24 protein-coding genes are annotated in these 24,183 nt (G+C 68.9%); 8 read left to right on the top strand and 16 right to left on the bottom strand.

All coding sequences use genetic code 11. The features are described 5' to 3' along the window. Positions 1-22 precede the first annotated feature (22 nt). Complete coding sequence (locus tag ACLKOY_RS09120; RefSeq protein ID WP_042537993.1) at positions 23-211, top strand: DUF3073 domain-containing protein; 189 nt, start codon at positions 23-25, stop codon at positions 209-211. 133 nt (positions 212-344) lie between these two features. After that, positions 345-1,166 (top strand): MOSC domain-containing protein, encoded by an 822-nt coding sequence (locus ACLKOY_RS09125; RefSeq protein ID WP_436453343.1) that lies wholly within the window; start codon positions 345-347, stop codon positions 1,164-1,166. 49 nt (positions 1,167-1,215) lie between these two features. On the opposite strand, the gene ACLKOY_RS09130 is transcribed toward ACLKOY_RS09125, so the two are convergent. The 3 genes from ACLKOY_RS09130 to purM are packed head-to-tail and all read right to left on the bottom strand — an operon-like array spanning position 1,216 to position 5,114. Further along, the gene (locus tag ACLKOY_RS09130; RefSeq protein ID WP_436453344.1) at positions 1,216-2,547 is read right to left on the bottom strand and encodes an MFS transporter; all 1,332 of its coding nucleotides are present in this window, start codon (positions 2,545-2,547) and stop codon (positions 1,216-1,218) included. Beyond that, on the bottom strand, positions 2,520-3,992 hold the full coding sequence (gene purF, locus ACLKOY_RS09135; protein WP_436453346.1) for an amidophosphoribosyltransferase: 1,473 nt from the start codon (positions 3,990-3,992) through the stop codon (positions 2,520-2,522). The genes ACLKOY_RS09130 and purF overlap by 28 nt, the downstream gene beginning before the upstream one ends. Positions 3,993-3,998: 6 nt before the next feature. Next, on the bottom strand, positions 3,999-5,114 hold the full coding sequence (gene purM, locus ACLKOY_RS09140; RefSeq protein WP_436453347.1) for a phosphoribosylformylglycinamidine cyclo-ligase: 1,116 nt from the start codon (positions 5,112-5,114) through the stop codon (positions 3,999-4,001). 62 nt (positions 5,115-5,176) lie between these two features. On the opposite strand from purM, the gene ACLKOY_RS09145 reads away from it, so the two are divergent. Next, positions 5,177-5,809: a zinc-binding alcohol dehydrogenase gene (locus tag ACLKOY_RS09145; RefSeq protein WP_436453348.1), complete on the top strand. Its 633-nt coding sequence runs from the start codon at positions 5,177-5,179 to the stop codon at positions 5,807-5,809. 24 nt (positions 5,810-5,833) lie between these two features. On the opposite strand, the gene ACLKOY_RS09150 is transcribed toward ACLKOY_RS09145, so the two are convergent. After that, on the bottom strand, positions 5,834-6,148 hold the full coding sequence (locus ACLKOY_RS09150) for a potassium transporter Trk (protein ID WP_140035963.1): 315 nt from the start codon (positions 6,146-6,148) through the stop codon (positions 5,834-5,836). A 108-nt stretch (positions 6,149-6,256) separates the two neighbouring features. After that, entirely contained in the window at positions 6,257-6,628 is a 372-nt protein-coding gene (locus ACLKOY_RS09155) for a sterol carrier family protein (protein ID WP_436453349.1), read from the bottom strand. A gap of 113 nt (positions 6,629-6,741) precedes the next feature. On the opposite strand from ACLKOY_RS09155, the gene ACLKOY_RS09160 reads away from it, so the two are divergent. Continuing rightward, positions 6,742-7,422, top strand: a complete 681-nt coding sequence (locus tag ACLKOY_RS09160; protein ID WP_436453350.1) for an NUDIX hydrolase — start codon at positions 6,742-6,744, stop codon at positions 7,420-7,422. A 47-nt stretch (positions 7,423-7,469) separates the two neighbouring features. Beyond that, entirely contained in the window at positions 7,470-8,747 is a 1,278-nt protein-coding gene (purD, locus tag ACLKOY_RS09165; RefSeq protein ID WP_436453351.1) for a phosphoribosylamine--glycine ligase, read from the top strand. 64 nt (positions 8,748-8,811) lie between these two features. Here purD and ACLKOY_RS09170 read toward each other — a convergent pair whose 3' ends face one another. The 6 genes from ACLKOY_RS09170 to ACLKOY_RS09195 form a co-directional block, all read right to left on the bottom strand. Beyond that, positions 8,812-9,540: an amino acid ABC transporter ATP-binding protein gene (locus ACLKOY_RS09170; RefSeq protein WP_363572527.1), complete on the bottom strand. Its 729-nt coding sequence runs from the start codon at positions 9,538-9,540 to the stop codon at positions 8,812-8,814. Continuing rightward, entirely contained in the window at positions 9,537-11,015 is a 1,479-nt protein-coding gene (locus ACLKOY_RS09175) for an amino acid ABC transporter substrate-binding protein/permease (RefSeq protein WP_436453352.1), read from the bottom strand. Before ACLKOY_RS09175 ends, ACLKOY_RS09170 begins: the two co-directional genes overlap by 4 nt. A 120-nt stretch (positions 11,016-11,135) precedes the next feature. After that, entirely contained in the window at positions 11,136-11,666 is a 531-nt protein-coding gene (locus ACLKOY_RS09180; RefSeq protein WP_436453353.1) for a GNAT family N-acetyltransferase, read from the bottom strand. A 110-nt stretch (positions 11,667-11,776) separates the two neighbouring features. After that, on the bottom strand, positions 11,777-13,357 hold the full coding sequence (locus ACLKOY_RS09185; protein WP_436453354.1) for a DHA2 family efflux MFS transporter permease subunit: 1,581 nt from the start codon (positions 13,355-13,357) through the stop codon (positions 11,777-11,779). Then, positions 13,354-13,980, bottom strand: a complete 627-nt coding sequence (locus ACLKOY_RS09190; RefSeq protein WP_436453355.1) for a PadR family transcriptional regulator — start codon at positions 13,978-13,980, stop codon at positions 13,354-13,356. The genes ACLKOY_RS09185 and ACLKOY_RS09190 overlap by 4 nt, the downstream gene beginning before the upstream one ends. Before the next feature lie 79 nt (positions 13,981-14,059). Further along, positions 14,060-14,608, bottom strand: a complete 549-nt coding sequence (locus tag ACLKOY_RS09195; RefSeq protein ID WP_436453356.1) for a GNAT family N-acetyltransferase — start codon at positions 14,606-14,608, stop codon at positions 14,060-14,062. Positions 14,609-14,666: 58 nt separating this feature from the next. Between ACLKOY_RS09195 and ACLKOY_RS09200 the strand changes: the two genes are divergently transcribed. Both ACLKOY_RS09200 and ACLKOY_RS09205 read left to right on the top strand, forming a co-directional pair. Beyond that, a complete protein-coding gene (locus ACLKOY_RS09200; protein ID WP_436453357.1) occupies positions 14,667-15,545 on the top strand; it encodes a phosphoribosylaminoimidazolesuccinocarboxamide synthase in 879 nt (292 codons plus the stop codon). A gap of 181 nt (positions 15,546-15,726) precedes the next feature. Continuing rightward, on the top strand, positions 15,727-17,082 hold the full coding sequence (locus ACLKOY_RS09205) for a solute carrier family 23 protein (protein ID WP_363572541.1): 1,356 nt from the start codon (positions 15,727-15,729) through the stop codon (positions 17,080-17,082). Between the two features lie 87 nt (positions 17,083-17,169). Here the strand turns inward: ACLKOY_RS09205 and ACLKOY_RS09210 are convergent, their stop codons facing one another. Genes ACLKOY_RS09210 through ACLKOY_RS09230 form a run of 5 tightly spaced genes read right to left on the bottom strand, consistent with a single transcriptional unit; the run spans position 17,170 to position 23,328 of the window. Next, positions 17,170-18,882, bottom strand: a complete 1,713-nt coding sequence (locus ACLKOY_RS09210; protein WP_436453358.1) for an acetyl/propionyl/methylcrotonyl-CoA carboxylase subunit alpha — start codon at positions 18,880-18,882, stop codon at positions 17,170-17,172. After that, the gene (locus tag ACLKOY_RS09215; protein ID WP_436453359.1) at positions 18,879-20,480 is read right to left on the bottom strand and encodes a carboxyltransferase domain-containing protein; all 1,602 of its coding nucleotides are present in this window, start codon (positions 20,478-20,480) and stop codon (positions 18,879-18,881) included. The genes ACLKOY_RS09210 and ACLKOY_RS09215 overlap by 4 nt, the downstream gene beginning before the upstream one ends. Beyond that, positions 20,480-21,280, bottom strand: a complete 801-nt coding sequence (locus ACLKOY_RS09220) for a putative hydro-lyase (RefSeq protein ID WP_436453360.1) — start codon at positions 21,278-21,280, stop codon at positions 20,480-20,482. Before ACLKOY_RS09220 ends, ACLKOY_RS09215 begins: the two co-directional genes overlap by 1 nt. Before the next feature lies 1 nt (position 21,281). Beyond that, positions 21,282-22,046, bottom strand: a complete 765-nt coding sequence (locus ACLKOY_RS09225) for a LamB/YcsF family protein (protein WP_436453361.1) — start codon at positions 22,044-22,046, stop codon at positions 21,282-21,284. Between the two features lie 4 nt (positions 22,047-22,050). Next, positions 22,051-23,328 (bottom strand): NRAMP family divalent metal transporter, encoded by a 1,278-nt coding sequence (locus tag ACLKOY_RS09230; protein ID WP_436453362.1) that lies wholly within the window; start codon positions 23,326-23,328, stop codon positions 22,051-22,053. Positions 23,329-23,502: 174 nt separating this feature from the next. Here ACLKOY_RS09230 and ACLKOY_RS09235 point away from each other — a divergent pair, with 174 nt between their 5' ends. Then, positions 23,503-24,159, top strand: coding sequence for a GntR family transcriptional regulator (locus ACLKOY_RS09235; protein ID WP_436453363.1), 657 nt, complete (start codon positions 23,503-23,505; stop codon positions 24,157-24,159). Positions 24,160-24,183 lie beyond the last annotated feature (24 nt).

Consider the following 24,183-nt stretch of genomic DNA (forward strand, 5'->3'; position numbering starts at 1 on the left):
AACTCGTGAGGGGGTCTCAGGCATGGGCCGTGGCCGTCAAAAGGCGAAACACACCAAGATCGCCCGCGAACTGAAGTCGTTCAGTCCGTCGGTGAACTACTCGGCGCTCGAGCGCGAACTCGCGCACCCGAGCGACGCTGAAGACGCATACGTCGACAAGTGGGCCGACGAGTATGCGGACGAAGACGAGGACGAACTCGAAAAGGCCTGACCGCCGATTCTTTCGTCGTCGAATCCCCCGTGCGATGCACGGGGGTTTCGTCGTGCCCGGAATACCGGAGCCCGTCGTCACCTGCGCCCTGTCGATGACAGACTGACCTCGTCGGGCCTGAGAGGATCTCTTCATGTCCCGCGTCGTCTCGCTCTTCCGTCACCCGATCAAGGGCTTCACTCCCGAATCCGTCGATTCGTTGACCGTGCAACCCGACGGCCGGATCGCGGGCGATCGCGTGCTGGCTTTCCGCTTCGCCGATGCGACCGCCCCGGAGCACCGCGACGGGCTCGACCACTGGCCGAAGGCGAAGGGCCTCTCGCTGCAGGACTTCCCCGGGCTCGCGGCGCTGCGCACCGACTACGACGATGCTCGGCAGCGCGTGCGCATCGAGCACGCCGGAGCAGTGCTCGTCGAGGCGGGACTCGACGACGACGGTCGTGTGGAGCTCGCGGATGCCGTGACCGAGTTCGTGCTCGCGAGTGCGGAGGGCCGGCGGCTCGGACGCCCGGGGCGACTGCCGCTCGTGCTGGTGGGCGATGGAGTGACGTCGAAATTCCAGGACCGCGCTCGCGGCTACGTCTCGGTGCACAGTCGCGGCAGCGTCGATGCACTGAGCGACGCTCTCGGCTTCGGCATCGATGACCGCCGATTCCGCTCGAACGTCGTCGTCGATGACGTCGCCCCGTGGTCAGAGCTCGACTGGACGGGTGAACTGAGCATCGGCGAAGTCGTGTTCCGCACAGCCGGGCCCATCGTGCGGTGCCTGGCCACACACGCCAACCCCGATACCGGCGCTCGCGACGCGAAGGTGCTCAAGACCCTCACCCAGTCGTTCGACCAGGACGAGCCGACGCTCGGCCGACTGCTGCTGCCGCCGAAGGCCGCGGCCGACGGATCATCCGAGTGGGTCGGCGGCACCATCAGCGTCGACGACGAGCTACAGGCGCGCTGAGGTCGCACGGGCGCTGAGCCTCACGCCGCCCCGTTCGACGCAGGCGCAGTCACCAGCGACCGTGCCGGCGCTCCCAGTCCTCTTCGATCGTGCGGCGGCGACCCGCGACCCATCCTGCCGGGATCACGGCGACCAGCACACCGACGAGGACCCACAGCGGGATCAGCCAGCTGTCGGTCGCGTCGTGCAGCAGACCGATCAGCAGCGGGAACACCGCGGCGACCGCATATCCGATGCTCTGCACGAACCCGCTGAGCGCCACGGCGCTCTCGGGGGTGCGTGAGCGGATGCTGAGCAGCACGAGCGCGAGGGGGAAGAGCCCTGGTGCGAGACCGAAGAACACGACCCAGATCGGCAGTCCCACCGTCGGGAGGAAGATGAATCCGAGAAGTCCGATGAGGCCGGATGCGATCGAGATGAAGAACACGGGGCGCGTGGCCTGGAACCGGACGATGAGGATCGGCACGAGCAGAGAGCACGGCAGACCCATCAGACCGAACAGCGAGAGCAGCAGCCCCGCGTTCGCCGGTGTCACGCCACCCACGTCGATCATGATCGAGGGCAGCCACGCGAACGAGACGTAGGCCAGCGTCGACGATGCCGCGAACACGAGGGCGATGGACCAGGCCATCGGCAGGCGCCACAGCCGACCGAACACCCGGGGGTTCGCGGGCGTCGTCGCGATCGGGCCGGTCGCCATGGACGCTGCGTCGTGCCCGTCGCGCTCGGCTTCGGTCGAGGCGGGGGCGACGCGGGCAGGGGCGGCGCCGACGGCATCCGCTCGACTCGTGACCAGCATCGCCACCCACGGCACCAGGGCGATCGCGGCAAACACTCCCCACAGGCCCAGCGAGACCCGCCACCCCGCCGAATCGGCGAGCGGCACCGCGACCAGCGGCGGCACGAACGTCGAGACGGCCATGGTGGTCGAGTACACGGTCATCATCAGACCGAGCCGATCGGGGAAGTACTTCTTGACCAGCGGCGGCAGCAGCACGTTGCCCGAGCCGACACCTGCGAAGACCACGGCCGTCGCGGCGAGCAGCGATGTCGAGTCGATGGCGAGGCTGCGCAGCAGAAGTCCGGTCGCGATCAGCGCGATCGCGACCACCGCCACGCGTTCGAGCCCGAAACGGCGCTCGAACAGCGGCGTGAGCAGGCCGAACACGGCGAAGCACACCGGCGGCGCTGCGCCGATCAGACCCACGACGACCGACGACACCGCGAAGTCGTCGGCGACGTGGTCGAGCACGGGCGACAGGGATGCCACGGCCGAGCGCAACGAGAAGGCGACCAGCACGATGCCGATCAGTGCGAGGGCGCGACCCCGCCAGAGCGGCTGCGCACCCGAGGTCACGAGGTCTGCGACCCCTCCACCCACGCGAGGTACTCGTCGGAGACCGTGCCGGTGACATACCGGCCGTCGAAGCAGCTCATGTCGAGGTCGCTCAGCACGGAGCCCTCGGTGATCGCGGACTTGAGGTCTTCGACCTCCTGGTAGACCAGGTGGTCGCAGCCCAGCACGGCGGCGATCTCGGGGATCGTGCGCCCGTGGGCGATGAGCTCGTGACGCGACGGCATGTTGATGCCGTAGACGTGCGGGTACCGCACGGGCGGCGCTGCGGACGCGAACGTCACCGAGGTGGCGCCGGCATCCCGGGCCATCTGGATGATCTCCTTCGACGTCGTGCCCCGCACGATCGAGTCGTCGATCAGCAGCACGTTCTTGCCCTGGAACTCGGTCGACATCGCGTTCAGCTTCTGACGCACGCTCTTCTTGCGCACGGCCTGGCCGGGCATGATGAAGGTGCGGCCGACGTAGCGGTTCTTGTAGAAGCCTTCGCGGTACTCGATGCCCAGCTTGCGGGCGACCTCCATGGCCGCGGGCCGAGACGAGTCGGGGATCGGCATGACGACGTCGATCTTGTCCATCGGCACGTGCTTGGCGATCGTGTCGGCCAGCTTGTCGCCCATGCGCAGGCGGGACTCGTAGACCGAGACGCCGTTCATGACCGAGTCGGGTCGGGCGAGGTAGACGTACTCGAACGCGCACGGCGCGAGCGTCGCATCCTTCGCGCACTGCCTGCTGTGCAGTTCACCCTCGTTGGTGATGAAGATCGCCTCGCCGGGTTCGACCTCGCGGACCACCTCGTAGTCGGCGTTCTCGAGCACCAGCGACTCGCTCGTGACGACCCATTCGTCCCGGCCCTCTGCGCCGGGGACGGTCGAGGGACGACGGCCGAGGATGAGAGGACGGATGCCGAACGGGTCGCGGAACGCGAGCAGCCCGTAGCCGGCGATGACCGCGATGACGGCGTAGGCGCCCTCGATGCGCTCATGAGTGCGCTCGACCGCCTCGAAGATCCGGTCTGCGTCGAGGTCGACCGTCGAGGTGGTGTTCTGCAGCTCGCCGGCGAGCACGTTGAGCAGCAGCTCGGTGTCGCTCGAGGAGTTGAGGTGACGGCGGTCGCGCTGGGCCATGTCGGCCGTGAGCTCACGCGTGTTCGTCAGGTTGCCGTTGTGGATGAGGATGATGCCGTACGGCGCGTTCACATAGAACGGCTGCATCTCCTCTTCGTTCGACGCGGTGCCCTTGGTCGCGTAACGTACGTGGCCGAGTCCGACGTTGCCGAGGAGCCCGCGCATGTCACGGGTGCGGAACGCCTCGCGCACCATGCCCTGCGCCTTGGCGTTGTGCATCACGCCGTTCGCCTCAGCGGTCGCGATGCCCGTCGCATCCTGGCCGCGGTGCTGCAGCAGCAGGAGTGCGTCGTAGATGTCCTGATTGACCGGGGCAGAGCCCACCATTCCGACGATGCCGCACATGGACTCTTACTTCGCTCCGTCCGCATAGGCGCCGACCAGGCGCACAGCTCCACCGTCGACGCCCTTGGCGCCCTGTTCGAAATCTCCTGCCGGACGCGCGCCGAAGCCCACGGTTCCGACCTGCCACGCGGGCATACCGTCTGCCGCGAGCGCCGCGATGGCGGCATCCTTCTTGTCGGCGGCGACGATCGCGAGGAATCCGATGCCGAGGTTCCAGGTGCCCTCGGCCGATTCCAGCGTCGATCCCGCGATGTCGCTGAGCACGCGGAAGACCGGGCTCGGCGACCACGTGCTGCGGTCGACCTCGGCCCAGCTGCCCTGCGGGAGCACACGGGCGAGGTTCGCCGCGATGCCGCCGCCGGTGACGTGGCTGAGCGAGTGCACTCCCCCGCCGAGCTGCTCGATCAGACGCAGCAGCGGAAGCGTGTAGAGGCGCGTCGGCTCAAGAAGAGCCTCGCCCCAGGTCTTGCCGAAGTCGGCGGCGTTGTCGCCGTAGCCGATTCCGGCGTTCGTGACGATGTGGCGCACGAGCGAGTAGCCGTTGGAGTGCAGTCCGCTGGACTCGACGGCGAGCACGACGTCGCCGTCCTGCACGCGATCGGCCCCGAGGATGCCGTCGGCCTCGACGACTCCGGTCGCGGCTCCTGCCACGTCATAGTCGCGCGGGCCGAGCAGCCCGGGGTGCTCTGCGGTCTCGCCGCCGATGAGTGCGGTGCCGGTGGCGGTGCACGCCTCGGCGATGCCGCGCACGATGTCGGCGATGCGCTGCGGGAAGACCTTGCCGCAGGCGATGTAGTCGGTCATGAAGAGCGGCTTGGCGCCCACCACGACGATGTCGTCGACGACCATGCCGACGAGGTCTTGGCCGATCGTGTCGTGCTTGTCGATGGCCTGCGCGATGGCGACCTTCGTGCCGACGCCGTCTGTGCTGGTCGCGAGCAGCGGGCGACGGAAGTCGCGCAGCGCGCTCGCATCGAACAGCCCGGCGAATCCGCCGACACCGCCGAGCACTTCAGGGCCGTGCGTAGCGCGCACGGAAGATTTCATCAGCTCGACGGCGAGATCGCCTGCAGCGGTATCGACGCCGGCTTCGGAATAGGGATTGGTGGGGGAGGCAGCCACCCCTCCAGCCTACCGCCCGCGGGGCCCTCCTCTCCCCGCCCTCGATCTCCTACGATGGGGCCATGGCCGACAAGCCGCAGTGGTTGATCCGCGAAGACGCGAGCGTTCCGGTGCTCGTCGCGCTCGCATTGCGCCAATCGCTCGGCATCCGGGCTCCGGAGGACCTTCCGAGCCTGCGCGATCTGCCCGTCAGAGCACCGGATGCCGTCGAGGTGACGCCCGAGCTCGAGAAGCAGTGGCGCGACTACTGGGACATGACGGTCGAACCCCGAGCGCACCCCTCCGGCGTGCCGCTCGAGCTCGTCGAGGGCTTCGACACGCTCGTGGCGCTGCCCGCGACCGGAGCCGAGCAGCTCGGCGCGGCGATCGCGCCGCATGCGGAGTCGGCGATGCACTTCGCCCGCATCGCGCACGACCGCTACGTCGCGTCGATCCGCAGCTCGATGGCGAGCCGGTCGGGCAACGGCAACATCGGCGGCGAGGCGTACCGTGCCTATGCGAGTGCGATCGCCGAGTTCGAGCGCGAGATCGGGCGGCGGGCGCATTCGTTCGAGCTCAACGTGCAGGTGTTGCCGTTCTCGCAGCGGGGGATCTGGTGGATCGGCGCTCTCACAGTCGCGGTGACCGACGGGCTGCGGCGCGACGTGGTGTCGTTCGACGCGGCGATCCGGCCGATCATCGCAGAGCTGGCCTGACCGGGCCCGCTTCTCGCGACCGGGTCAGTCGTTCTCGATGATCGTCTCGTGCTCGACCGTCACGACGTGATCGTGGCGGCGGGCGAGTCGCTCGAGGATCAGCGCGACGACGCTCGCGAGGGCGAAGCCGATCGGCACGGTCCACAGCAGCAGGAATCCGAACACCTGTCCGGGCGGGTACACGACGCCTGCCGCTTCAGAGGGTTCGAAGCTGCCCATCATCGTCAGGATGCCGGCGGCGATGATGCCGAGCACGACGCCGATGCCCATGAACACGCCGAAGCGCGGCACGCGGCGGACGGTAGCCTCGACCGTCTGGGAGGAATCGTGGGAGGACATGCATCCATTCTCCCACCGTTGCCTGTGGGTGGGGTGCCGGTCTGAAGAGCATCTCGGCGTCGCCGTGGTGCGGCCTCGGCCCGGCGTCTGGACAGGGCCGCGTCTCGGTCAGGGACGCAGCGGCAGGACGTCAGACAGATCCGCGCGCGTGCCCGAGGCGCTGACCCGGCCCGAACTCGCGGCATCCGACCAGCGCTCCGTGCCCGTGGCTACGGCGATCCAGGTAGCGGGGTCCATCTCGACGACGTTCGGCGGAGTGCCGCGCGTATGCCGCGGGCCCTGGATCACCTGCACCGCGCCGAACGGCGGCACTCGAACCTCGACGCTGTTGCCCGGAGCCTTCTCGTCGAGCAGTTGCAGCAGGTAGCGGACGGCCGTCGCGAGATCGGTGCGCTGCGGCTTCTCGCCTGCGGCATCCGCTCTCCTGACTTCATCGAGCGCCGCGCGTCCGTCGATGATGTCGATCTTCCTGGAGGGCATGGCAACAGGGTACGCCGAGCCGGTTCGCTGCTGCGGGGGGTGTGCGCTTCGCGAGTCGATGGCGTTCACAGGAATCCGCCCCCGCCGCCCCGCGCAGGAATAGGCTCGACGCGATGACCCAGAATCCCGACACTCTGCACGGCGCGAGAGCCCAGCTGCTCGCCGCGGCGCAGCGCAGTGAGGGTTGGACGGGGCCCCTGCCTCCCGTCGACGGCAACGCTCATGCGGCATCCGTGCTCGTGCTGTTCGGCAAGCTCGACAGCGTTCCGGCTCAGACCGACTCCGCGACCATGGCCGCAGACCTCGACGTGCTGCTGCAGCGCCGAGCGGCCACGCTGTCGTCGCACCCCGGGCAGGTCTCGTTCCCGGGTGGCCGGGCCGAGGAGTCGGATGCGGATGCCGTCGCCACCGCCCTGCGCGAGGCCGAGGAGGAGACCGGCCTCGACCCCGCCGGCGTCGAGATCCTCGCCACTCTTTCCGAGATCCCGCTCGCCGCGAGCAACCACATGGTCACCCCGGTGCTCGGCTGGTGGCGTTCGCCATCGCGCGTCGCGGCCGTGGATCACGCCGAGACTGTCGATGTGTTCCGTGTGCCCGTGGCGCAGCTGCTCGACCCGGCGACCCGGTTCACCTCGACGATCCACCGCATGGGTCGCACCTGGAAGGGGCCGGCGTTCGATGTCGACGGCACCATCGTGTGGGGCTTCACGGCGATGGTGCTCGATGCGCTGTTCGACGCCGCTGGCTGGACCGTGTCGTGGGACGCCTCGGCGGAGCGCCCGGTCGGACTCTGAGGCGCAACCAGCCGAAACGCACGCGCCCGCCTCGGTAGTCTGGACGGGTGAAGATTCTCGTCCTCGGTTCCGGTGCCCGTGAGCACGCGATCATCCTCGCTCTGCGAGCAGAGACCGCGGAGCACGAGATCGTCGTCGCCCCCGGCAACGCCGGAATCGCGCAGGACGCGACGCCGGTCACCCTCGACATGCTCGACGGCGCCGCAGTGACCTCGTTCGCCAACGAGCACGGCGTCGACCTCGTGGTCGTCGGGCCCGAGGCGCCGCTGGTCGCGGGTGTCGCCGATGTGCTGCGCGCGCACGGCATCCCCGTGTTCGGCCCCGGCAAGGCCGCGGCTCAGCTCGAGGGATCGAAGTCGTTCGCGAAGCGGATCATGGATGCCGCGGGCGTGCCGACCGGACGAGCGGTGCGCGCCACCACCACCGCCGAGGTCGAGGCCGCGTTCGACGACCTCGGTGCCCCCCACGTGGTGAAGGCCGACGGACTGGCCGCGGGCAAGGGCGTCATCGTGACCTCGGATCGCGCCGAGGCGCTCGCGCACGCCGAGCACTATCTGCCCTCCGGCCCCGTGCTCATCGAAGAGTTTCTCTCGGGCCCCGAGGTCTCGCTGTTCTTCCTGAGCGACGGCGACACCGTGCGCGCGCTCAGCCCGGCGCAGGACTTCAAGCGCGCTCTCGACGGCGACGAAGGCCCCAACACGGGCGGCATGGGCGCCTACTCTCCGCTGCCGTGGCTCGCCGATCAGTTCGGCAGCGAGCAGGCCTTCGTCGAAGAGGTCACGCGTGATGTCGCCCTGCCCGTGATCCGTCAGCTCGACGAAGAGGGCACCCCGTTCATCGGCCTCCTCTACGCGGGCCTCATCCTGACGCCCGCCGGTGTGCGCGTGATCGAGTTCAACGCCCGCTTCGGCGACCCCGAGACGCAGATCGTGCTGCCTCGCCTCGTGACTCCGCTGTCGGAGCTGCTGTTCGCCGCGGCGTCCGGCACTCTCGAAGACCAGCCGGAGCCGGTCTTCAGCGACGACGTCGCCATCACGGTCGTCCTCGCCAGCGAGGGCTACCCCGAGGCTCCGCAGACCGGCCGCCCGATCGAGGGCCTCGCCGATGCGGCGGCCGTCGAGGGTGTGCGTCTCGTGCACGCCGCGACCGCGAGCCCCGACGCACCCGGCGGCTCGCTGATCGCGACCGGCGGTCGAGTGCTGAACGTGGTCGCCGTGGCATCCGACTTCCGCACCGCGCGCGACCGCGCCTACGAGGCGATCGGCCGCATCACGCTCGACGGTTCGCACTTCCGCACCGACATCGCCGCCCGCGTCGCGGAGTAGCACCGACCGACACCAGCGAAGGCCCCACCCGGAATCGGGTGGGGCCTTCGTCATTGGGGAGCGCTCAGAGCACCTTCGAGAGGAAGTCCTTGAGACGCTCGTTCTTCGGGGCGCCGAACAGCTCGGCAGGCGGCGCCTCTTCGACGACGACTCCGGCATCCATGAAGACGGTGCGTCCAGAGACCTCGCGCGCGAAGCCCATCTCGTGCGTCACAAGCACCATCGTCATGCCACCGGACGCGAGGTCGCGGATGACCTGCAGCACCTCGCCGACCATCTCGGGATCGAGGGCGCTGGTGGCCTCATCGAAGAGCATGATCTCGGGGTCCATCGCCAGCGCGCGGGCGATCGCGACACGCTGCTTCTGACCGCCGGAGAGGGATGCCGGCTTGGCATCGGCCTTCTCGGCAAGGCCCACGCGGTCGAGCAGCGTCAGGGCGCGCTCCTTCGCCTCGGCCTTCGACAGCTTGCCGAGTTCGACGGGCGCGAGCGTGATGTTCTCGAGCACGGTCATGTGCGGGAACAGGTTGAAGTGCTGGAACACCATGCCGATGCGCTGGCGCACCTCGTCGAGCTTGACGCTCTTGTCTGTCAGGTCGACGCCGTCGACGATGACGTGACCCGAGGTCGGCTCCTCGAGCTTGTTGAGGCAGCGCAGCAGGGTGGACTTTCCCGACCCTGACGGACCGATGACCGCGACGACCTCGCCGTCCTCGACGGTCAGGTCGATGCCCTTGAGCACGTGGTTGTCGCCGAACGACTTGTGCAGGTCTCTGACCTCGATCTTGCTCATGCGTTGAACTTCCTCTCCAGGCGGTTCGCGAGCAGCGTCAGAAGCGTGATCACGACGAAGTAGATGATGGCGACGATGGTCAGCACCTGAGCCGACAGGTACGTCGAGGCGATGATCTGACGCGACACGAACGTGAGCTCGGCGAGCCCGATGACGCTGATGAGCGATGTGTCCTTGAGGGTGATGATTCCCTGGTTCACGAACGACGGGATCATGATGCGGAAGGCCTGTGGCAGCACGACCTTCTGCATCGTCTTCCAGTGCCCGAGTCCGAGCGAACGCGATGCCTCGGCCTGCCCGGGGTCGACGGCCTGGATGCCGCCGCGGATGATCTCGGTCATGTAGGCGCCGGTGTTCAGCGACAGCGTGATCGCGCCGGCGACGAACGGGTTGAACGTGAGCCCGGGGAACAGCTGCGGGATCGCGAAGAACACGAAGAACGCCTGCACCAGGATCGGGGTGCCGCGGAAGACGTAGACGTAGGCGGTGGCCACCCAGCGGAACGGCGCGAAGGCCGACACCCGGCCGAAGCCGAAGATGAGACCGAGGATGAACGCCGCCACGATCGCGACCAGCGTCGCGAGGATCGTCAGCCACAGGCCCTCCATCAGAGCAGGCCAGTACTTCACGGCCACCGAGAAGATGTCGGTCGCCTGCGTGGTCTCCTCGCCACCCGCGAGGTAGCTGTCGACGATCTCGTCGTACTCCCCCGAAGCCTGGAGGTTCTCGAGACCCGCGTTGAACATCTCGACGAGTTCGGGGTTCTGCCCCTTGTTGACCGCGAATCCGTACTCACCGCCGAGCTCCGGCTCGCCGATCAGGCGGAAGCCCGACCCCTGCTGGATCCCGTATGCGAGCACCGGGAAGTCCTCGAAGTAGCCGACGGCCTGGCCGGCCTTGACGGCATCCACCATGTCGGTCGTGTCCTGGTACGGCGTGATGCGGAAGCCGAACTCGTCCTGGTTCTCCTCGGCGAACGTCTGCCCCTGCGTGCCGGTCTTGACCGCGACGGCCTCGCCGTCGAGGTCGTCGAGCGACTGGATGTCGCTGGACTCGAGCACGCCGAGCTGGATGCCGCTGGTGAAGTACGGCTCGCTGAAGTCGAACGTCTTCTCGCGCTCGTCGGTGATCGACATGCCGGCCATGACGGCGTCGACCTGGTTGGCCTGCAGCGCCTGAACAGCGGCATCGAACCCGAGCTGACGGATCTCGACCTCGAAGCCCTGGTCCTTCGCGATCGCGCGGAGCAGGTCCATGTCGATGCCGACGAGATCGCCCTCGGGAGAGGTGAACTCGAACGGCGCGAACGTCGTGTCGGTGCCGATGACGTAGGTCTCGGAGTCGTCGGCCGCGCTGGCCGCGGACGCGCCGCCGAGCAGCGCGCCGACCGCGATGAACGCCGTGAGCGCCATCGCCCCGGCGGTGCGTCCGAACGCGCGCAGGCGCGCGGAAGCAGGAGAGGGATGTGGGATCACGACGGGTGCTCCTCGGATCGGATGGGCGACAGGATGCTGCCACCGGGATGGTCGTCGACCATCAACCCTAACCGGCGACGGCGTGTCGCCATGATCCGAGGGCGGTCCGCGCGCTCGCTTCTAGAGGGTGATCCAGTATCGGCGGAGCATGGCATGGCCGCGCGCCGACTGGTCGCTGACGTCCTGCAGCACGCCTCCGGCACCCTCGATCGTGTGGTAAGAGCCGACGTTGTCGTCGTCGCACGTGACGAGCACGCGGTCGAGTCCGATCTCGCGTGCCCGCTCGAGCCCGAGACGCAGCGCCGCTGAGGCGTAGCCCTGACGCCGTCGCGACTCGCGCACCGAGTACCCGATGTGTCCGCCCGCCTCACGGAGCCACTCGTTGAGCTCGTGCCGGAACGACAGGAACCCGACCACCTCGCCGTCGTCCACGATCCAGTACAGGTCGTTGTGCACGGCATCCTCGGGCAGGTCGGCTGTGGTGTCGGCCAGCAGCGCCGACTTCTCGATGAGAGCATCGAGCGTCGCGCGGTCCGGGGTGACAGGTGCCTGCAGACCTGATCCGTCGACGTGCCCGTCGCCGAATTCGGCGACGGCGGCCGCCCAGGAATCGAACAGGTCGGTGGTGGGCCTCGTGAGCTCGATCGTCATCGCCCGATGACATCACATCGGCATTCCCGGTGCAAACCTCCCGGCGCAGACCTGCGGGCCGGGCCATCCACACGGTGGTGCAGAAGACCCGGCTCGTCGTCAGGAGCGGGTCACGCCGCGGGAGCGGGGGTCTCCGCCGGCGCGGACGGGGCCGCAGCATCCGCCCTGTCGTAGCGTCCGAGGAACAGCGATGCGACGAGAGCCACGACCATCACGCACGCGGGCAGCAGGATCGCCTGCGACATGCCCGCCGCGAAGCCCTCCGCGACCTCGGGCGGCAGCGAACCGCCGCCGCTGATGCCGGAGGGGGCGTCAGCGAGACCGGGCAGGTTCGCCTCGAGACGCGACTGCATGAAGGTGGCGATGGATGCCGAGCCGATGACCGATCCGATGGTCCGGGTCGTGTTGTAGATGCCCGCACCGGCACCCGCCTGGCGCGGCGGCAGCTTGCGGGTCGCGGTGGTCGCGAGCGGCCCCCACATTCCCGCGTTGCCGATGCCCATCAGGGCGGAGGGCAGCAGGAACATCCAGATCTCGGTGCCCATGTTGATCAGCGCGGAGTACCAGATGAGGGCGACGACAACGCAGAGCAGACCGGGGATCAGGATGATGCGCGGGTCGACTCGATCGAGCAGCTTGCCGGCGAACGGCGCGAGCACGCCCGACAGCACCGCCATCGGGATCAGCAGCAGCGCGGCCTGGGTCGGCGTGAGCCCTCGGGCGGTCTGCAGGAAGAACATCATCGGCAGCGACATGCTCGTCACCGTGAACCCGACGGCGGCGATCGCGACGTTCGCTCCCGAGAAGTTGCGGTCGCGGAAGAGTGCGAGCGGCACGAGGGCCTCGCTGCGCGTGCGTGCCTGCTGCACGATGAACAGGGCGAGCACGACGAGGCCGGTGATGATGAGGCTCCACACCGAGATCGGACCCCAGATGACGCCCCAGTCGAACTTCTCACCCTCCTGCAGACCGAAGACGATGAGGAACAGCGCCACGGCGCTCAGGATGACACCGAGGATGTCGAAGCGGTGCGGACTCGTCTGCAGCTTGGGCACGAGACGCCAGGCGAGCACGAACGCGACGATGCCGACGGGGATGTTCACGAAGAAGATCCACTCCCACCCGAAGCCGTCGACGAGCAGACCGCCGACGAGGGGGCCGACGAGCGTGGCGACACCGGCGGTCGCGCCCCACAGACCCATGGCCGCGCCGCGGCGGTCGGGCGGGAAGGTGCGCGTGATGACGGCCATGGTCTGCGGCGTCATGAAGGCGGCACCCAGCCCCTGCACGGCGCGCGCCGCGATGAGCATCTCGAGCGAACCCGACAGCCCGCACCAGAGCGATGCGAGCGTGAAGATCGCGAGGCCGATGAGGTAGATGTTCTTCGGGCCGAAGCGGTCGCCGAGGCGTCCGGTGATCAGCAGCGGCACGGCGTAGGCGAGCAGGTAGGCGCTGGTGACCCACACCACGTTGTCGAGGTTGTTGGTGGTCGGGTCGAGCGCCGCCTTGATCGCCGGGTTGGCCACCGAGACGATCGTGGTGTCGACGAGGATCATGAAGAAGCCGATGACCAGCGCCCACAGCGCGGGCCACGGGCTGGCCGGGCGGTGGCCGGCGGCGAACGTGCCGGTCGACGGACCGGAGGACGAGGATGCCGCGGGTGGGCGTCCGGTCGAGGGAGAGTCGGTCATTGCTGTGCAGCCTTTCGCTGTGCGAGGTAGCGGTCGGTGTTCTCGAAAGCGGTGGGCCCCCAGGGGAACGCCTCGGCCTCGAGACGTTCGAGGAGCGAATCGAGCCAGCGCAGCTCGGCATCGAGCAGCACCTCCTGGCGCTCGAACTCGACGAGCACCTGCTCGGGTGCGCCCGTTCGTCGAGCACCGATCAGTCCGTCGCGGTGCATCACGTGTCCCTCGTCGAGGGCCTCACGCCGCGAGCGGAGACACACGATGACGTCGGGGCGCTCGAGGTTGTGCGCCTCAGCGAGCGCGATACGGAACTCGGCGGGCCGGTCGATCACCGAGAGCTCCCGCCGCAGCCAGTCGACCAGGGCGTCTGTTCCGGCATCCGTGAGCGTGTAGGTGGTGCGCTCGGGGCGATTGCCCTCCCGGTCGATGCCCACCTCATCGATGAGCCCGGCCCGCTGGAGCCGACCGACCGTGTGATAGAGAGTCCCGTTCGTGATGGTGAGCAGTCGCTCATCGCGGCGAGCGCGCATCAGGCGCATCATCTCGTAGGGATGCATGTCGCCCTCGCGCAGCAGCGCGAGGATCATCACCCCCATCGGGGTCAGTCGCTCCGCAGGTTCCTTCGACACGTGCTCCACCTCAAATAGTCCACGTGGACTATACGCTCCTTCAGACCTCTCGACAAGACGGATGCCGAGTTCGCCCGTCCTACTTCAGAGCGGCGGCGAGCTGGTCCGGCGTGAGCGGCCGATCCGCATACACGAGCCGCACCACAGCGGGGTCGGGGTTGCCCGCGTCCGGCGCCCGATGCACGAGTGCGAGGCCGAGCTTCTCGGCGACGTGAGCGGAGGCGCGGTTGTGCTCGACGAGGTAGGCGATCACGGGACGCTCAGGCGCGATCACCCGCGCCCTCTCGACTCCGGCCCGGGCCAGCTCGGTCGCCAGACCTCGCCCGTGGTGATCCGCGGCGATCCGGTAGCCGATGTTCCACACCTCGCCGCCGAGCAGGGTGCAGCCACCGTTGCCGACGACCTCGCCGGTGTCGCGCAGACGGGCGACCCATGATCCGAGACCGGCGTCCGTCCAGCTGCGATCCCACCGCTCCATCATCTCGACGGTCTGAGCCCGGTCGGTGTGCCGCAGGCTGGGATAGTGCGTCCACACGCGCGGATCGCTCTGGATCGCGAAGACGGCATCGAGATCGGAGGGAGCAGCCCGCGACAGCTGCAGTCGGTCGGTGAGGGTGTCGTCGGTCACGGTTCCACGCTAGACACCCCCGCCGACACCCGAGGCGGCGAACCGGGATAATGGGCGGGTGAGCACACCTTCGGACAGCAACGCGCAGACCATCCCCGGCTGGCGCCACATCTACTCGGGCAAGGTCCGCGACCTGTATGCCTCGGATGACGCCGCCGACACCCGCATCCTCGTGGTCGCCTCCGACCGCGTCAGTGCCTTCGACTTCGTGCTGTCGCCGGGCATCCCCGAGAAGGGCGCGCTGCTCACGCGTCTCAGCCGCTGGTGGTTCAGCGAGCTCAGCGATGTTCCGAACCACCTCGCCGAGGGCGAGATCCCCGCGAGCGTCTCCGACCGCGCCATGCTCGCGCAGTCGCTCGAGATGCTGCCCGTCGAGTGCGTCGTGCGCGGCTACATCACCGGATCCGGCTGGGCCGAATACACCGAGAGCGGCACCGTGTGCGGCATCCCGCTGCCTGCTGGCCTGCAGAACGGCGACCGGCTTCCCGAGCCGCTGTTCACCCCGGCGTACAAGGCGCCGATGGGCGAGCACGATGAGAACATCACCTTCGAGCGGGTCGTCGAGCTCGTCGGCGCCGAGCGGGCAGCCGAGCTGCGCGACGTCTCGCTCGCGCTCTACACGCGGGCCGCTGCGATCGCGGAGGAGAAGGGCCTGATCCTCGCCGACACCAAGTTCGAATTCGGCACGGATGGCGACGGCGTGCTGCGCCTGGCCGACGAGGTGCTCACGAGCGACTCGTCGCGCTACTGGGATGCCGAGGCGTGGCGCACCGGTTCGACCCCGAACGAGCGCATGGCGAGCTTCGACAAGCAGATCGTGCGCGACTGGCTGGCCTCGAACTGGGACAAGCAGGGCGAGCCGCCCGAGCTGCCCGAGGACATCGTCGAGCGCACCGCCGCCCGCTACCGCGAGCTGATCGAGCGCCTCGGGGCCTGACCCGCCACGCTCCCCCACGCTACCGGGAGGAGAACTGCACCTGGGGAGGAGAGATCCTCGAGAATTCTCCTCCCGAGGCGCAGAAGTCCTCCCGAGGAAGCGCCCCACGGCACCCAGGGAACACTCAGGGATCGGTAGTGTTGCTCCAGCACTCCCCCTCCCCCGATCCTGAGGAGCCCGCATGCCCCTGTGGAAGACCCACGGAAACGGCCGCACTGTCGAGCCCGGCGCCGTCGTCAAGCCCGAAGAGCGTCTGAACTGGCCGGCCACGATCGCGATCGGCGCCCAGCACGTCGTCGCGATGTTCGGCGCCACGTTCCTCGTGCCGACCCTGACCGGCTTCCCGGTCTCGACGACACTGCTGTTCAGCGGCCTCGGCACGCTGATCTTCCTGCTGATCACGAAGAACCAGCTGCCCAGCTACCTCGGCTCGTCGTTCGCGTTCATCGCGCCGATCACCGCCGCGGTCGCCGCCGGTGGCACCGGTTCGGCACTGGCGGGAGTGGTCGCCGTCGGCATCCTGCTGACCATCGTCGGCCTGGTCGTGCAGTTCGCCGGGCTCCGCTGGGTCGACGCACTCATGCCTCCGGTGGTCGCCGGAGCGATCGTCGCCCTGATCGGCTTCAACCTCGCCCCGACCGCGTGGAACAACTTCCAGCTCGACCCCGTCACCGCGACCATCACACTCGTCGCGATCATCCTGTTCGCGGTGCTGTTCCGCGGGTTCCTCGGACGCATCTCGATCTTCCTCGGCGTCGCGGTGGGGTTCATCTACGCCGCGTTCACCGGCTCGTTCGATGTGCCCAACGCGCTGCGCGGAGGCAAGACGCCCGCCGAGCTCATCGCCGATGCACCCTGGGTCGGCCTGCCCGAGTTCCAGCTCCCCGACTTCATCGCCCCCGGCACCTGGTCGACCATCGCGATGTTCCTCCCGGTCGTGCTGGTGCTCGTCGCCGAGAACGTCGGCCACGTGCGCGGCGTCGCGACCATGACCGAAGACCCCGCCATCAACAAGCACACGGGTCGCGCGCTGATCGCCGACGGTGTCGCCACGACCATCGCCGGCGGCTTCGGCGGATCGGGCACGACGACCTACGGCGAGAACATCGGCGTCATGGCCGCGACCCGCGTCTACTCGACCGCGGTCTACTGGGTCGCCGGGCTCTTCGCGATCCTGCTGGCGTTCTCGCCCAAGGTCGGCGAGGTGTTCAACTCGATCCCCGCCGGCGTGCTCGGCGGTGCGACGACCGCGCTGTACGGCCTGATCGGCATCATCGGCATCAAGATCTGGGTCGACAGCAGGGTCGACTTCTCGCGTCCGGTGAACCAGTACACGGCCGCCGTGTCGCTCGTGATCGGCATCGCCGGATTCTCGATGCAGCTCGGCGACTTCGCCTTCGGTGGCATCGTGCTCGGCACGGTCGCGGCACTGCTGATCTACCACGTGGGCAACGCGATCGCTCGCGCGCGCAAGACCGGCGCCGACGATCCGAGGCCCCTCGAGGCCGTGGGTCCGCTGGGCGGCGACCCCGCCTGATCACGCTCGACCCGCGAACCAGAACAGAAGATCCCGGATGCTGCAGCTGCGGCGTCCGGGATCTTCGCGTGCGGTGGAGAATCGCGCTCAGGCGATGACGGCGAGCACCGCGTCGGGAGCGACCATCGCGGAGAGCTCGACCCTGTGCGACAGGACGCCGGCGCGGTGAGCTGCGACCGTGGTCTCCATCTTCATCGCGTCGAGTACGGCCACCGGGTCACCCTCCGCGACGCTCGCACCGTCGTCGGCGAGCCAGCGCACGAGCGTGCCGGGCGCCGGCGAGCGCAGTTCGGTCGGATCGGATGCCGACGGCGCTGCTCCGGCATCGGCCAGCCCGCCGAGTCCGGCGAGCAGACCGACCGGCAGCCCGAGCACGACCCGGCGTCCGTCGATCTCGACGGGGAAGCGCTGGAGTGCGGCGTCCGGAGCGGGGGCAGGCCGCAGCTGCGGCTCGAGGCGCGGCAGCAACGTGCTCTCGATCCACTGCGTGTGCACCGCGAAGGTCTCGGTGGCGAAGGCCTCGTCGTCGAGCGCGAGGAGATCGAACGGGATGACGGTCGCCGGGCCCTCGACCTCGAGTTCGCGCAGCGCCCGTCTCGCCCGCACGAGTGCCGCATCACGGCTGTCGGCGTGCACGATGAGCTTCGCGATCATCGAGTCGAAGGCCGGCTGAACGACATCGCCCGCCTCGATCCCGCTGTCCCACCGCACCCCGGGGCCGCCGGGGATGCGCAGTGACGCGACGCGACCGGGACTCGGCAGGAAACCGCGACCGGGGTCTTCCGCGTTGATGCGGAACTCGATCGCGTGCCCGGTCGGTGTCGGGGTCTCGGTGAACGAGATCCCCTCTCCGAACGCGATGCGGAACTGCTCGCGCACCAGATCAGTGCCGGTGACCGCCTCGGTGACCGGGTGCTCGACCTGAAGGCGGGTGTTCACCTCGAGGAAGGAGATCGTGCCGTCAGCGGCGAGGAGGAACTCCACGGTTCCCGCACCGCGGTACTGCACCTCGGCACAGATCGCCCTGGCCGAGTCGTGGAATCGCGTGCGCTGATCGCTCGACAGCCCCGGCGCCGGCGCCTCCTCGATGAGCTTCTGGTTGCGTCGCTGCATCGAGCAGTCGCGGTCACCGACCACCACGATGCCGCCGAGCCCGTCGCCGAGCACCTGCACCTCGATGTGGCGCGGACTCTCGAGGAACCGCTCGACGAAGCACTCGCCGCGGCCGAACGCGGCGATCGCCTCACGGGTTGCGGCGTCGAAGGCCTCTGCGACCTCGGAGAGCTCCCGCACCACCTTGAGACCTCGCCCGCCACCGCCGAAAGCGGCCTTGATGGCGATCGGAAGCCCGTGCTGCTCGGCGAACGCCACGGCCTCTGCCGGGCCGGCCAGCGGTTGGTCGGTGCCGGCCGCCAACGGCGCTCCGACGCGCTGGGCGATCCGGCGCGCGGTCATCTTGTCGCCGAGCGCGTCGATGCTGTCGGGCGAGGGTCCGATCCAGATGAGACCGGCGCCCTCGACCGCTCGCGCGAACTCCGCGCTCTCCGACAGGAATCCGTAGCCGGGGTGCACGGCATCCGCGCCGCTCTTCCGCGCCGCAGCGAGCAGCGCATCGATGGAGAGGTAGGTCGTCGCAGCCGTGTCGCCGCCCAGGCCCAGGGCCTCGTCAGCGAGTCGCACGTGCAGGGCATCGGCATCCTGGTCGGCATAGACCGCGATCGACGTGTATCCGGCTTCGGCGCAGGCGCGGATGACGCGCACGGCGATCTCTCCGCGGTTCGCGATCAGCACCTTGGTCATGAGGTCTCCTTGACGATGAAACGAACTCGCGCACCGGGCGGCAGCTGGCCGGCGAGGTCGAGGCTGCGATCGGTGAGGGCACCGATGATCGGATATCCGCCGGTGAGCGGGTGATCGGGCAGGAACAGCACGGGCTGACCGTCCGGAGGCACCTGGATCGCGCCGGTGACTGCTCCCTCGCTGGGCAGCTCGCCACCGACCGACCGCTCCAGGGGCACGGCGCCCTCGAGTCTGATGCCGACCCGATCAGAGCGTGGCGTCACCGTCCACTCCTGGCCGGTGAGGCTCGCGAGCGCTGCGGTCGTGAACCAGTCGTCACGCGGCCCGAGAGTGATCTCGAGGTCGACGAGATCACCGGGAGCGGGAAGTGGCCGCGGTGTGCTCTCGGGTTCGACGGGATGCGGTGCCGAGTCGCCCACACCGAGCACGTCGCCCGCGGCGAGCGGCGCCGGCCCGAGACCGGCGAGGGTATCGCTCGCGCGGCTGTCGAGCGCGGGTTCTGCGGCAACACCGCCACGGACGGCGATCACGTAGCGCAGCCCACTGGCGGGGTGTCCTAGGGTGAGCTCATCGCCCTCGACCGTGGCGAAGGGCACGCCGTGGGCGAGCGGACGCGCCACGCCACCGGCATCGATCAGTGCGAGAGAGCCGACCGCACCCGCGACAGCGGCGACCCCGGCGCCACGGAAGCGCAGCACCGCACCCCCGACGCTCTCGAGCACGGCGGCGTCGGACGCATTGCCCACTGCACGGTTCGCGTCGCGCATCGCGCGACGATCGGCGACCCCTGACGCCGAGACCCCGAGCGCCGCGAAGCCGGGGCGACCGGCATCCTGCACCAGGAGCTGCAGGGACGGACGCACGATCTCGATCGCTGCAGCTGTCGGAGAACCCGGAGCCGGCGCTCCCGCGGCGGCGTGACGATCGGCGACGCGCCGGGTGTCGGCCGCCTCGTCTGCGTTCTCCGACACCAGGGCCGGCATCACGGCCTGCTCACGCACGCTCTCGAACCGCACGGTCGTGCCGGGCGACAGCAGGGCAGGTGGGTCGCGATCGATGTCCCACATCAGGGCATCCGTGCGCCCGATGAGCTGCCACCCACCCGGACTCTCACGCGGGTACACACCGGTGAACGCTCCGGCGAGCGCCACCGATCCCGCAGGCACACGGGTGCGGGGCGACGAGCGGCGCGGCACGTCGAACAGCGGATCGCTGCTCACCACGTAGCCGAACCCGGGGGCGAAGCCCGAGAAGGCGACCTTCCAGTCGGCGGCGAGGTGGCGGTTCACGAGCTCTGACGCCGACACTCCCAGCAGGGACGCCGCCTCGTCGAGATCCTCGCCGTCGTATCGCACGGGCACCGTGACCTCACCGGTGGCCGGCAGGTGGGCGGTGTCGATCTCGGTCGCCGCGAGCTCGTCTGCGAGATCGGCGGCAGAGATGACGAGCGGATCGAAGCGCACGAGCACGGTGCGAGCGCCGGGGATGCGCTCGACGACGCCGCGCGTTCCGTCCCAGGCGAGGTTCAGGCGCATCGCCTCGTCGAGGTCGGCCGCCTCGACGAGCAGCGCGTGATCGGATGCCGTGAGGATGCGCATCAGACGAGGTACTCCGCATCCGGCACGTCGGTGATGAACATGTAGCCCGGTGCGTGCGTGATGGCGAACGGGGGTTTCGAGGCCATGATCGCGGCCTGCGGGGTGACGCCGCACGCCCAGAACACCGGCACTTCTCCGTCGCGCATCTCGGGGGCGTCTCCGAAGTCAGGGCGGGCCAGGTCGACGACTCCGAGGGATGCCGGATCGCCGATGTGCACCGGAGCACCGTGCACGGCGGGGGTCCGGCCCGAGATCTGCACTGCATCCGCCACTCGGTCCGCCGCGATCGGGCGCATCGACACGACCATCTCACCGCTCAGGCGACCTGCCGGAACGCAGGGCACGTTGGTGCGGTACATCGGCACATTGCGGCCGAGCTCCTGATGGCGGATCGGGATGCCCCCCTGCACGAGCCCGGCTTCGAACGTGAAGCTGCATCCGATGAGGAACGAGACGAGATCCGGATGCTCCGCCCAGGCTGCCGTCGCGTCGGTGACCTCTTCGGCCAACTCACCGTCGCGCCAGATGCGGTACCGACCGATGTCGGTGCGGATGTCGCTGCCCGGCGCGAGCTGCGACTCGACCTCGCCCTGCTCGATGACCTCGAGCACCGGGCACGGCTTCGTGTTGCGCTGTGCGAAGAGCAGGGTCTCGAAGGCCCAGTCCGCGGGCACGGAGATGAGGTTCGCCTGTGTGAGTCCGACCGCGACCCCGCTGGTCGGCTCGGAGAGTCCTGCGCGGATGGCGGCACGGGCCGCCCGCGCATCGGCGAGCTGACCGGCGGTCGCGTGAACGGTCATGTCAGACGCCCGCGAACGGTGCGATCGTGATGCCCGCGTCCTGCAGCATCCGCTTGGTCTCGGCCGCCATGGCCACCGATCCGGGGCTGTCTCCGTGCACGCAGATCGACTGCGCACTGACCGGCACGTCGGTGCCGTCGACCGCGCGGATCACCCCGTCGCCGGCGAGGCGCACCATGCGCTCCGCGACGACGGTGGGGTCGTGCAGCACAGATCCCGGTTCGGTGCGCGAGACGAGCTGACCGTCGGGCTGATACGCCCGATCGGCGAACGCCTCTGCCGCAGTCTGAAGCCCCGCGCGCTCGGCGACGTCGAGCACGACGCCACCGGCGAGCCCCAGCAGCACGAGGCTCGGATCGATCGCGCGGATGGCCGCCACCACGTCCTTCGACTGTCGCTCGTCGCGCGCGATCGTGTTGTACAGCGCTCCGTGCGGCTTGACGTAGGCGACCTTTCCGCCGACAGCCGCGGCGAGACCGATCAGGGCTCCGAGCTGGTACTCGACGTGCGCCTGCAGCGTGGCCGAGTCGATCTCGACCTTTGTGCGACCGAAGTTCTCGTAGTCGCGGTAGCCGGGGTGCGCGCCGATCACGACGCCTCCGGCCACCGCGTTGGCGAGAGTCTCGCGGATGCCCTCGGGGCTGCCCGCGTGGAATCCGCACGCCACGTTCGCGCTCGTCACGAGGCGGAGCATGCTCTCGTCATCGCTGACGATGCGGTCGGGGACGTTCTCGCCGAGGTCGGAGTTCAGGTCGATCGATGTCATGGGGTCACGCTCCGGTTCCGAGGAAGGCGAAGATGGGGCCGACCGAGACGATGCCCATGTACCAGGTGAGCAGTGTGACGACCGTGCCCGCGATGAGCAGCCACATCGGGTACTTCTTCGAGCCCAGCAGATCACGACGGAACCAGCCGATGTACATGAACACCGTGAGGCCGATGGGCAGGATGAGCCCGTTGAAGCCGCCGACGAAGACGAGGATCGCGGCCGGCGCCGTGCCGATCGACAGATAGACGATCAGCGACACGACGATGAAGGCGACAGTGGCCAGCTGCAGCGGCCAGCCGCCCCTGAGCTTCTTCGTGAAGGTAGAGAGGAAGGTCGCCGACGTGTACGCCGCGCCGATCACCGAGCTGATCGCAGCGGCCCAGAAGATCGCACCGAAGATGCGCAGCCCCGCGTCGCCGAGCACGGCGCCGAAGGCCTGCCCTGCGGGGTTCGCCGCCTGGCTCGACAGGTCGAGCGAAACGCCCGAGGCGACCACACCGAGGATCGCGAGGAACAGCACGTAGCGCATGATGCCGGTGACGAGGATGCCGTTCGCCGCGGCGCGCATCACGGGGCCGGCCTGCTCCGGGCCGGTGTGACCGGAGTCGAGGTAGCGGTGGGCGCCCGAGTAGGTGATGTATCCGCCCACGGTTCCACCGACGATCGTCGTGATGGTGGCGAAGTTGAGCTCGTCGGGCACGAACGTCTGCCGCAGGGCCTCGCCGATCGGCGGCTGGGCGATCACGGCGACGACCACGGTCATCACGATCATTCCCACACCGAGCACGATCAGCACGATGTCCATCACCGGTCCCGCCTTCTTGACGAGGAAGATGATGATCGCGAGCGCTGCGGTGAGTGCGCCGCCGAGCTTGGGATCGATGCCGAGCAGGGCGTTGAGGCCCAATCCGCCACCCGCGATGTTGCCGATGTTGAAGGCCAGGCCGCCGATCACGACGAGCACGGCGATCAGGTGTCCCGAGAACGGGATGGCGCTGTTGGCGAGCTCTCCGGCGCGCTTGCCCGACGAGGTGATCATGCGCCACACGTTCAGCTGCACGGCGATGTCGATGAGGATCGAGACGAGGATCGCGAATGCGAAGGCGGCCCCCATCGTCGCGGTGAACGTGGCCGTCTGGGTGATGAATCCTGGGCCGATGGCGCTGGTGGCCATCAGGAAGATCGCGCCGATCACGGCGCTGCGGCCTGCGCGTCTCTTCGCTCCGGCGAGGCGGACTTCGTCTTCTGCGGACAGCGGGGGTGCGGTGTTCTCTGACATTGCGGGGGATTTCCCATCGTCGTTGGTGGGTGTCGAGTGACACCCAGTGTAGAACGGATCGAGCATTATTGTTCAACAACTTTGTTTCGGCTGTGCTACGACCGGGTTGCATTCGCATGTTGTCGGAGCTCCCTGCTCGAACAATCGGCCAGTCCAGCCGCCTACGATGAAGGCATGAACCAGCAGGGCATGCTCGCCGATGCGCTCCGTCAGCAGATCATCGACGGAGCCTTCGCCCCCGGTTCACGACTGTCTGAGTCGGCCATCGCCGAGCACTTCGGCGTCGCGCGCAACACGCTGCGCGAGGCGTTCCGCGCGCTCTCCGAGCAGGGGCTGCTCGAGCACGTGCCGCACCGGGGCGTCTCGGTCGCCTCTCCGTCGATCGCCGACGTCATCGACATCTATCGCGCACGCCGGGTCATCGAGTGCACGGCGCTGCTGCACTCCGAGCCCGAGCACCCCTCGGTGCAGCGGATGCAGCAGGCTGTGCTCGCAGCAGAGGCGGCCGCCCACGATGCGGTCCTCGACGACAGTGAGACCTGGCGCGCGGTGGGCAGCGCGAACATGGCGTTCCACGTCGCCCTGGTCGATCTCGCCGACAGCCCGCGCCTCGCCCGCACCTATCGCGACCTCGCGGCCGAGCTGAGACTGGCGTTCCTGAAGATCGATGACCCTAGATCGCTCCACGAGCCGTTCGTGCGCAAGAATCGCGCCGTGCTCGACACCTTCCTCACGCGCGGTGCGCAGGAGGGTGCGGCCGAGCTCGAGCGCTACCTCGTGCAGTCGGAGCGCGTCGTGCTCGGTGCGTTCGCTCGGATGCAGCTGGGGTGACACCACCCGTGTCCGATGGTCGTG

The organism is Microbacterium sp. K2, assembly GCF_051365005.1.
Lineage (GTDB): Bacteria > Actinomycetota > Actinomycetes > Actinomycetales > Microbacteriaceae > Microbacterium > Microbacterium foliorum_B.

Coding starts and splice junctions, on each gene's coding strand:
- ACLKOY_RS09210 (WP_436453358.1), bottom strand. CDS start 18,882: ATGACCAAGGTGCTGATCGCGAACCGCGGAGAGATCGCCGTGCGCGTC.
- ACLKOY_RS09180 (WP_436453353.1), bottom strand. CDS start 11,666: ATGACGATCGAGCTCACGAGGCCCACCACCGACCTGTTCGATTCCTGG.
- ACLKOY_RS09145 (WP_436453348.1), top strand. CDS start 5,177: ATGGCCGACAAGCCGCAGTGGTTGATCCGCGAAGACGCGAGCGTTCCG.
- ACLKOY_RS09215 (WP_436453359.1), bottom strand. CDS start 20,480: ATGCGCATCCTCACGGCATCCGATCACGCGCTGCTCGTCGAGGCGGCC.
- ACLKOY_RS09125 (WP_436453343.1), top strand. CDS start 345: ATGTCCCGCGTCGTCTCGCTCTTCCGTCACCCGATCAAGGGCTTCACT.
- ACLKOY_RS09205 (WP_363572541.1), top strand. CDS start 15,727: ATGCCCCTGTGGAAGACCCACGGAAACGGCCGCACTGTCGAGCCCGGC.
- ACLKOY_RS09225 (WP_436453361.1), bottom strand. CDS start 22,046: ATGACATCGATCGACCTGAACTCCGACCTCGGCGAGAACGTCCCCGAC.
- ACLKOY_RS09235 (WP_436453363.1), top strand. CDS start 23,503: ATGAACCAGCAGGGCATGCTCGCCGATGCGCTCCGTCAGCAGATCATC.
- ACLKOY_RS09220 (WP_436453360.1), bottom strand. CDS start 21,280: ATGACCGTTCACGCGACCGCCGGTCAGCTCGCCGATGCGCGGGCGGCC.
- ACLKOY_RS09120 (WP_042537993.1), top strand. CDS start 23: ATGGGCCGTGGCCGTCAAAAGGCGAAACACACCAAGATCGCCCGCGAA.
- ACLKOY_RS09155 (WP_436453349.1), bottom strand. CDS start 6,628: ATGCCCTCCAGGAAGATCGACATCATCGACGGACGCGCGGCGCTCGAT.
- ACLKOY_RS09230 (WP_436453362.1), bottom strand. CDS start 23,328: ATGTCAGAGAACACCGCACCCCCGCTGTCCGCAGAAGACGAAGTCCGC.
- purF (WP_436453346.1), bottom strand. CDS start 3,992: ATGTGCGGCATCGTCGGAATGGTGGGCTCTGCCCCGGTCAATCAGGAC.
- ACLKOY_RS09160 (WP_436453350.1), top strand. CDS start 6,742: ATGACCCAGAATCCCGACACTCTGCACGGCGCGAGAGCCCAGCTGCTC.
- ACLKOY_RS09185 (WP_436453354.1), bottom strand. CDS start 13,357: ATGACCGACTCTCCCTCGACCGGACGCCCACCCGCGGCATCCTCGTCC.
- ACLKOY_RS09170 (WP_363572527.1), bottom strand. CDS start 9,540: ATGAGCAAGATCGAGGTCAGAGACCTGCACAAGTCGTTCGGCGACAAC.
- ACLKOY_RS09150 (WP_140035963.1), bottom strand. CDS start 6,148: ATGTCCTCCCACGATTCCTCCCAGACGGTCGAGGCTACCGTCCGCCGC.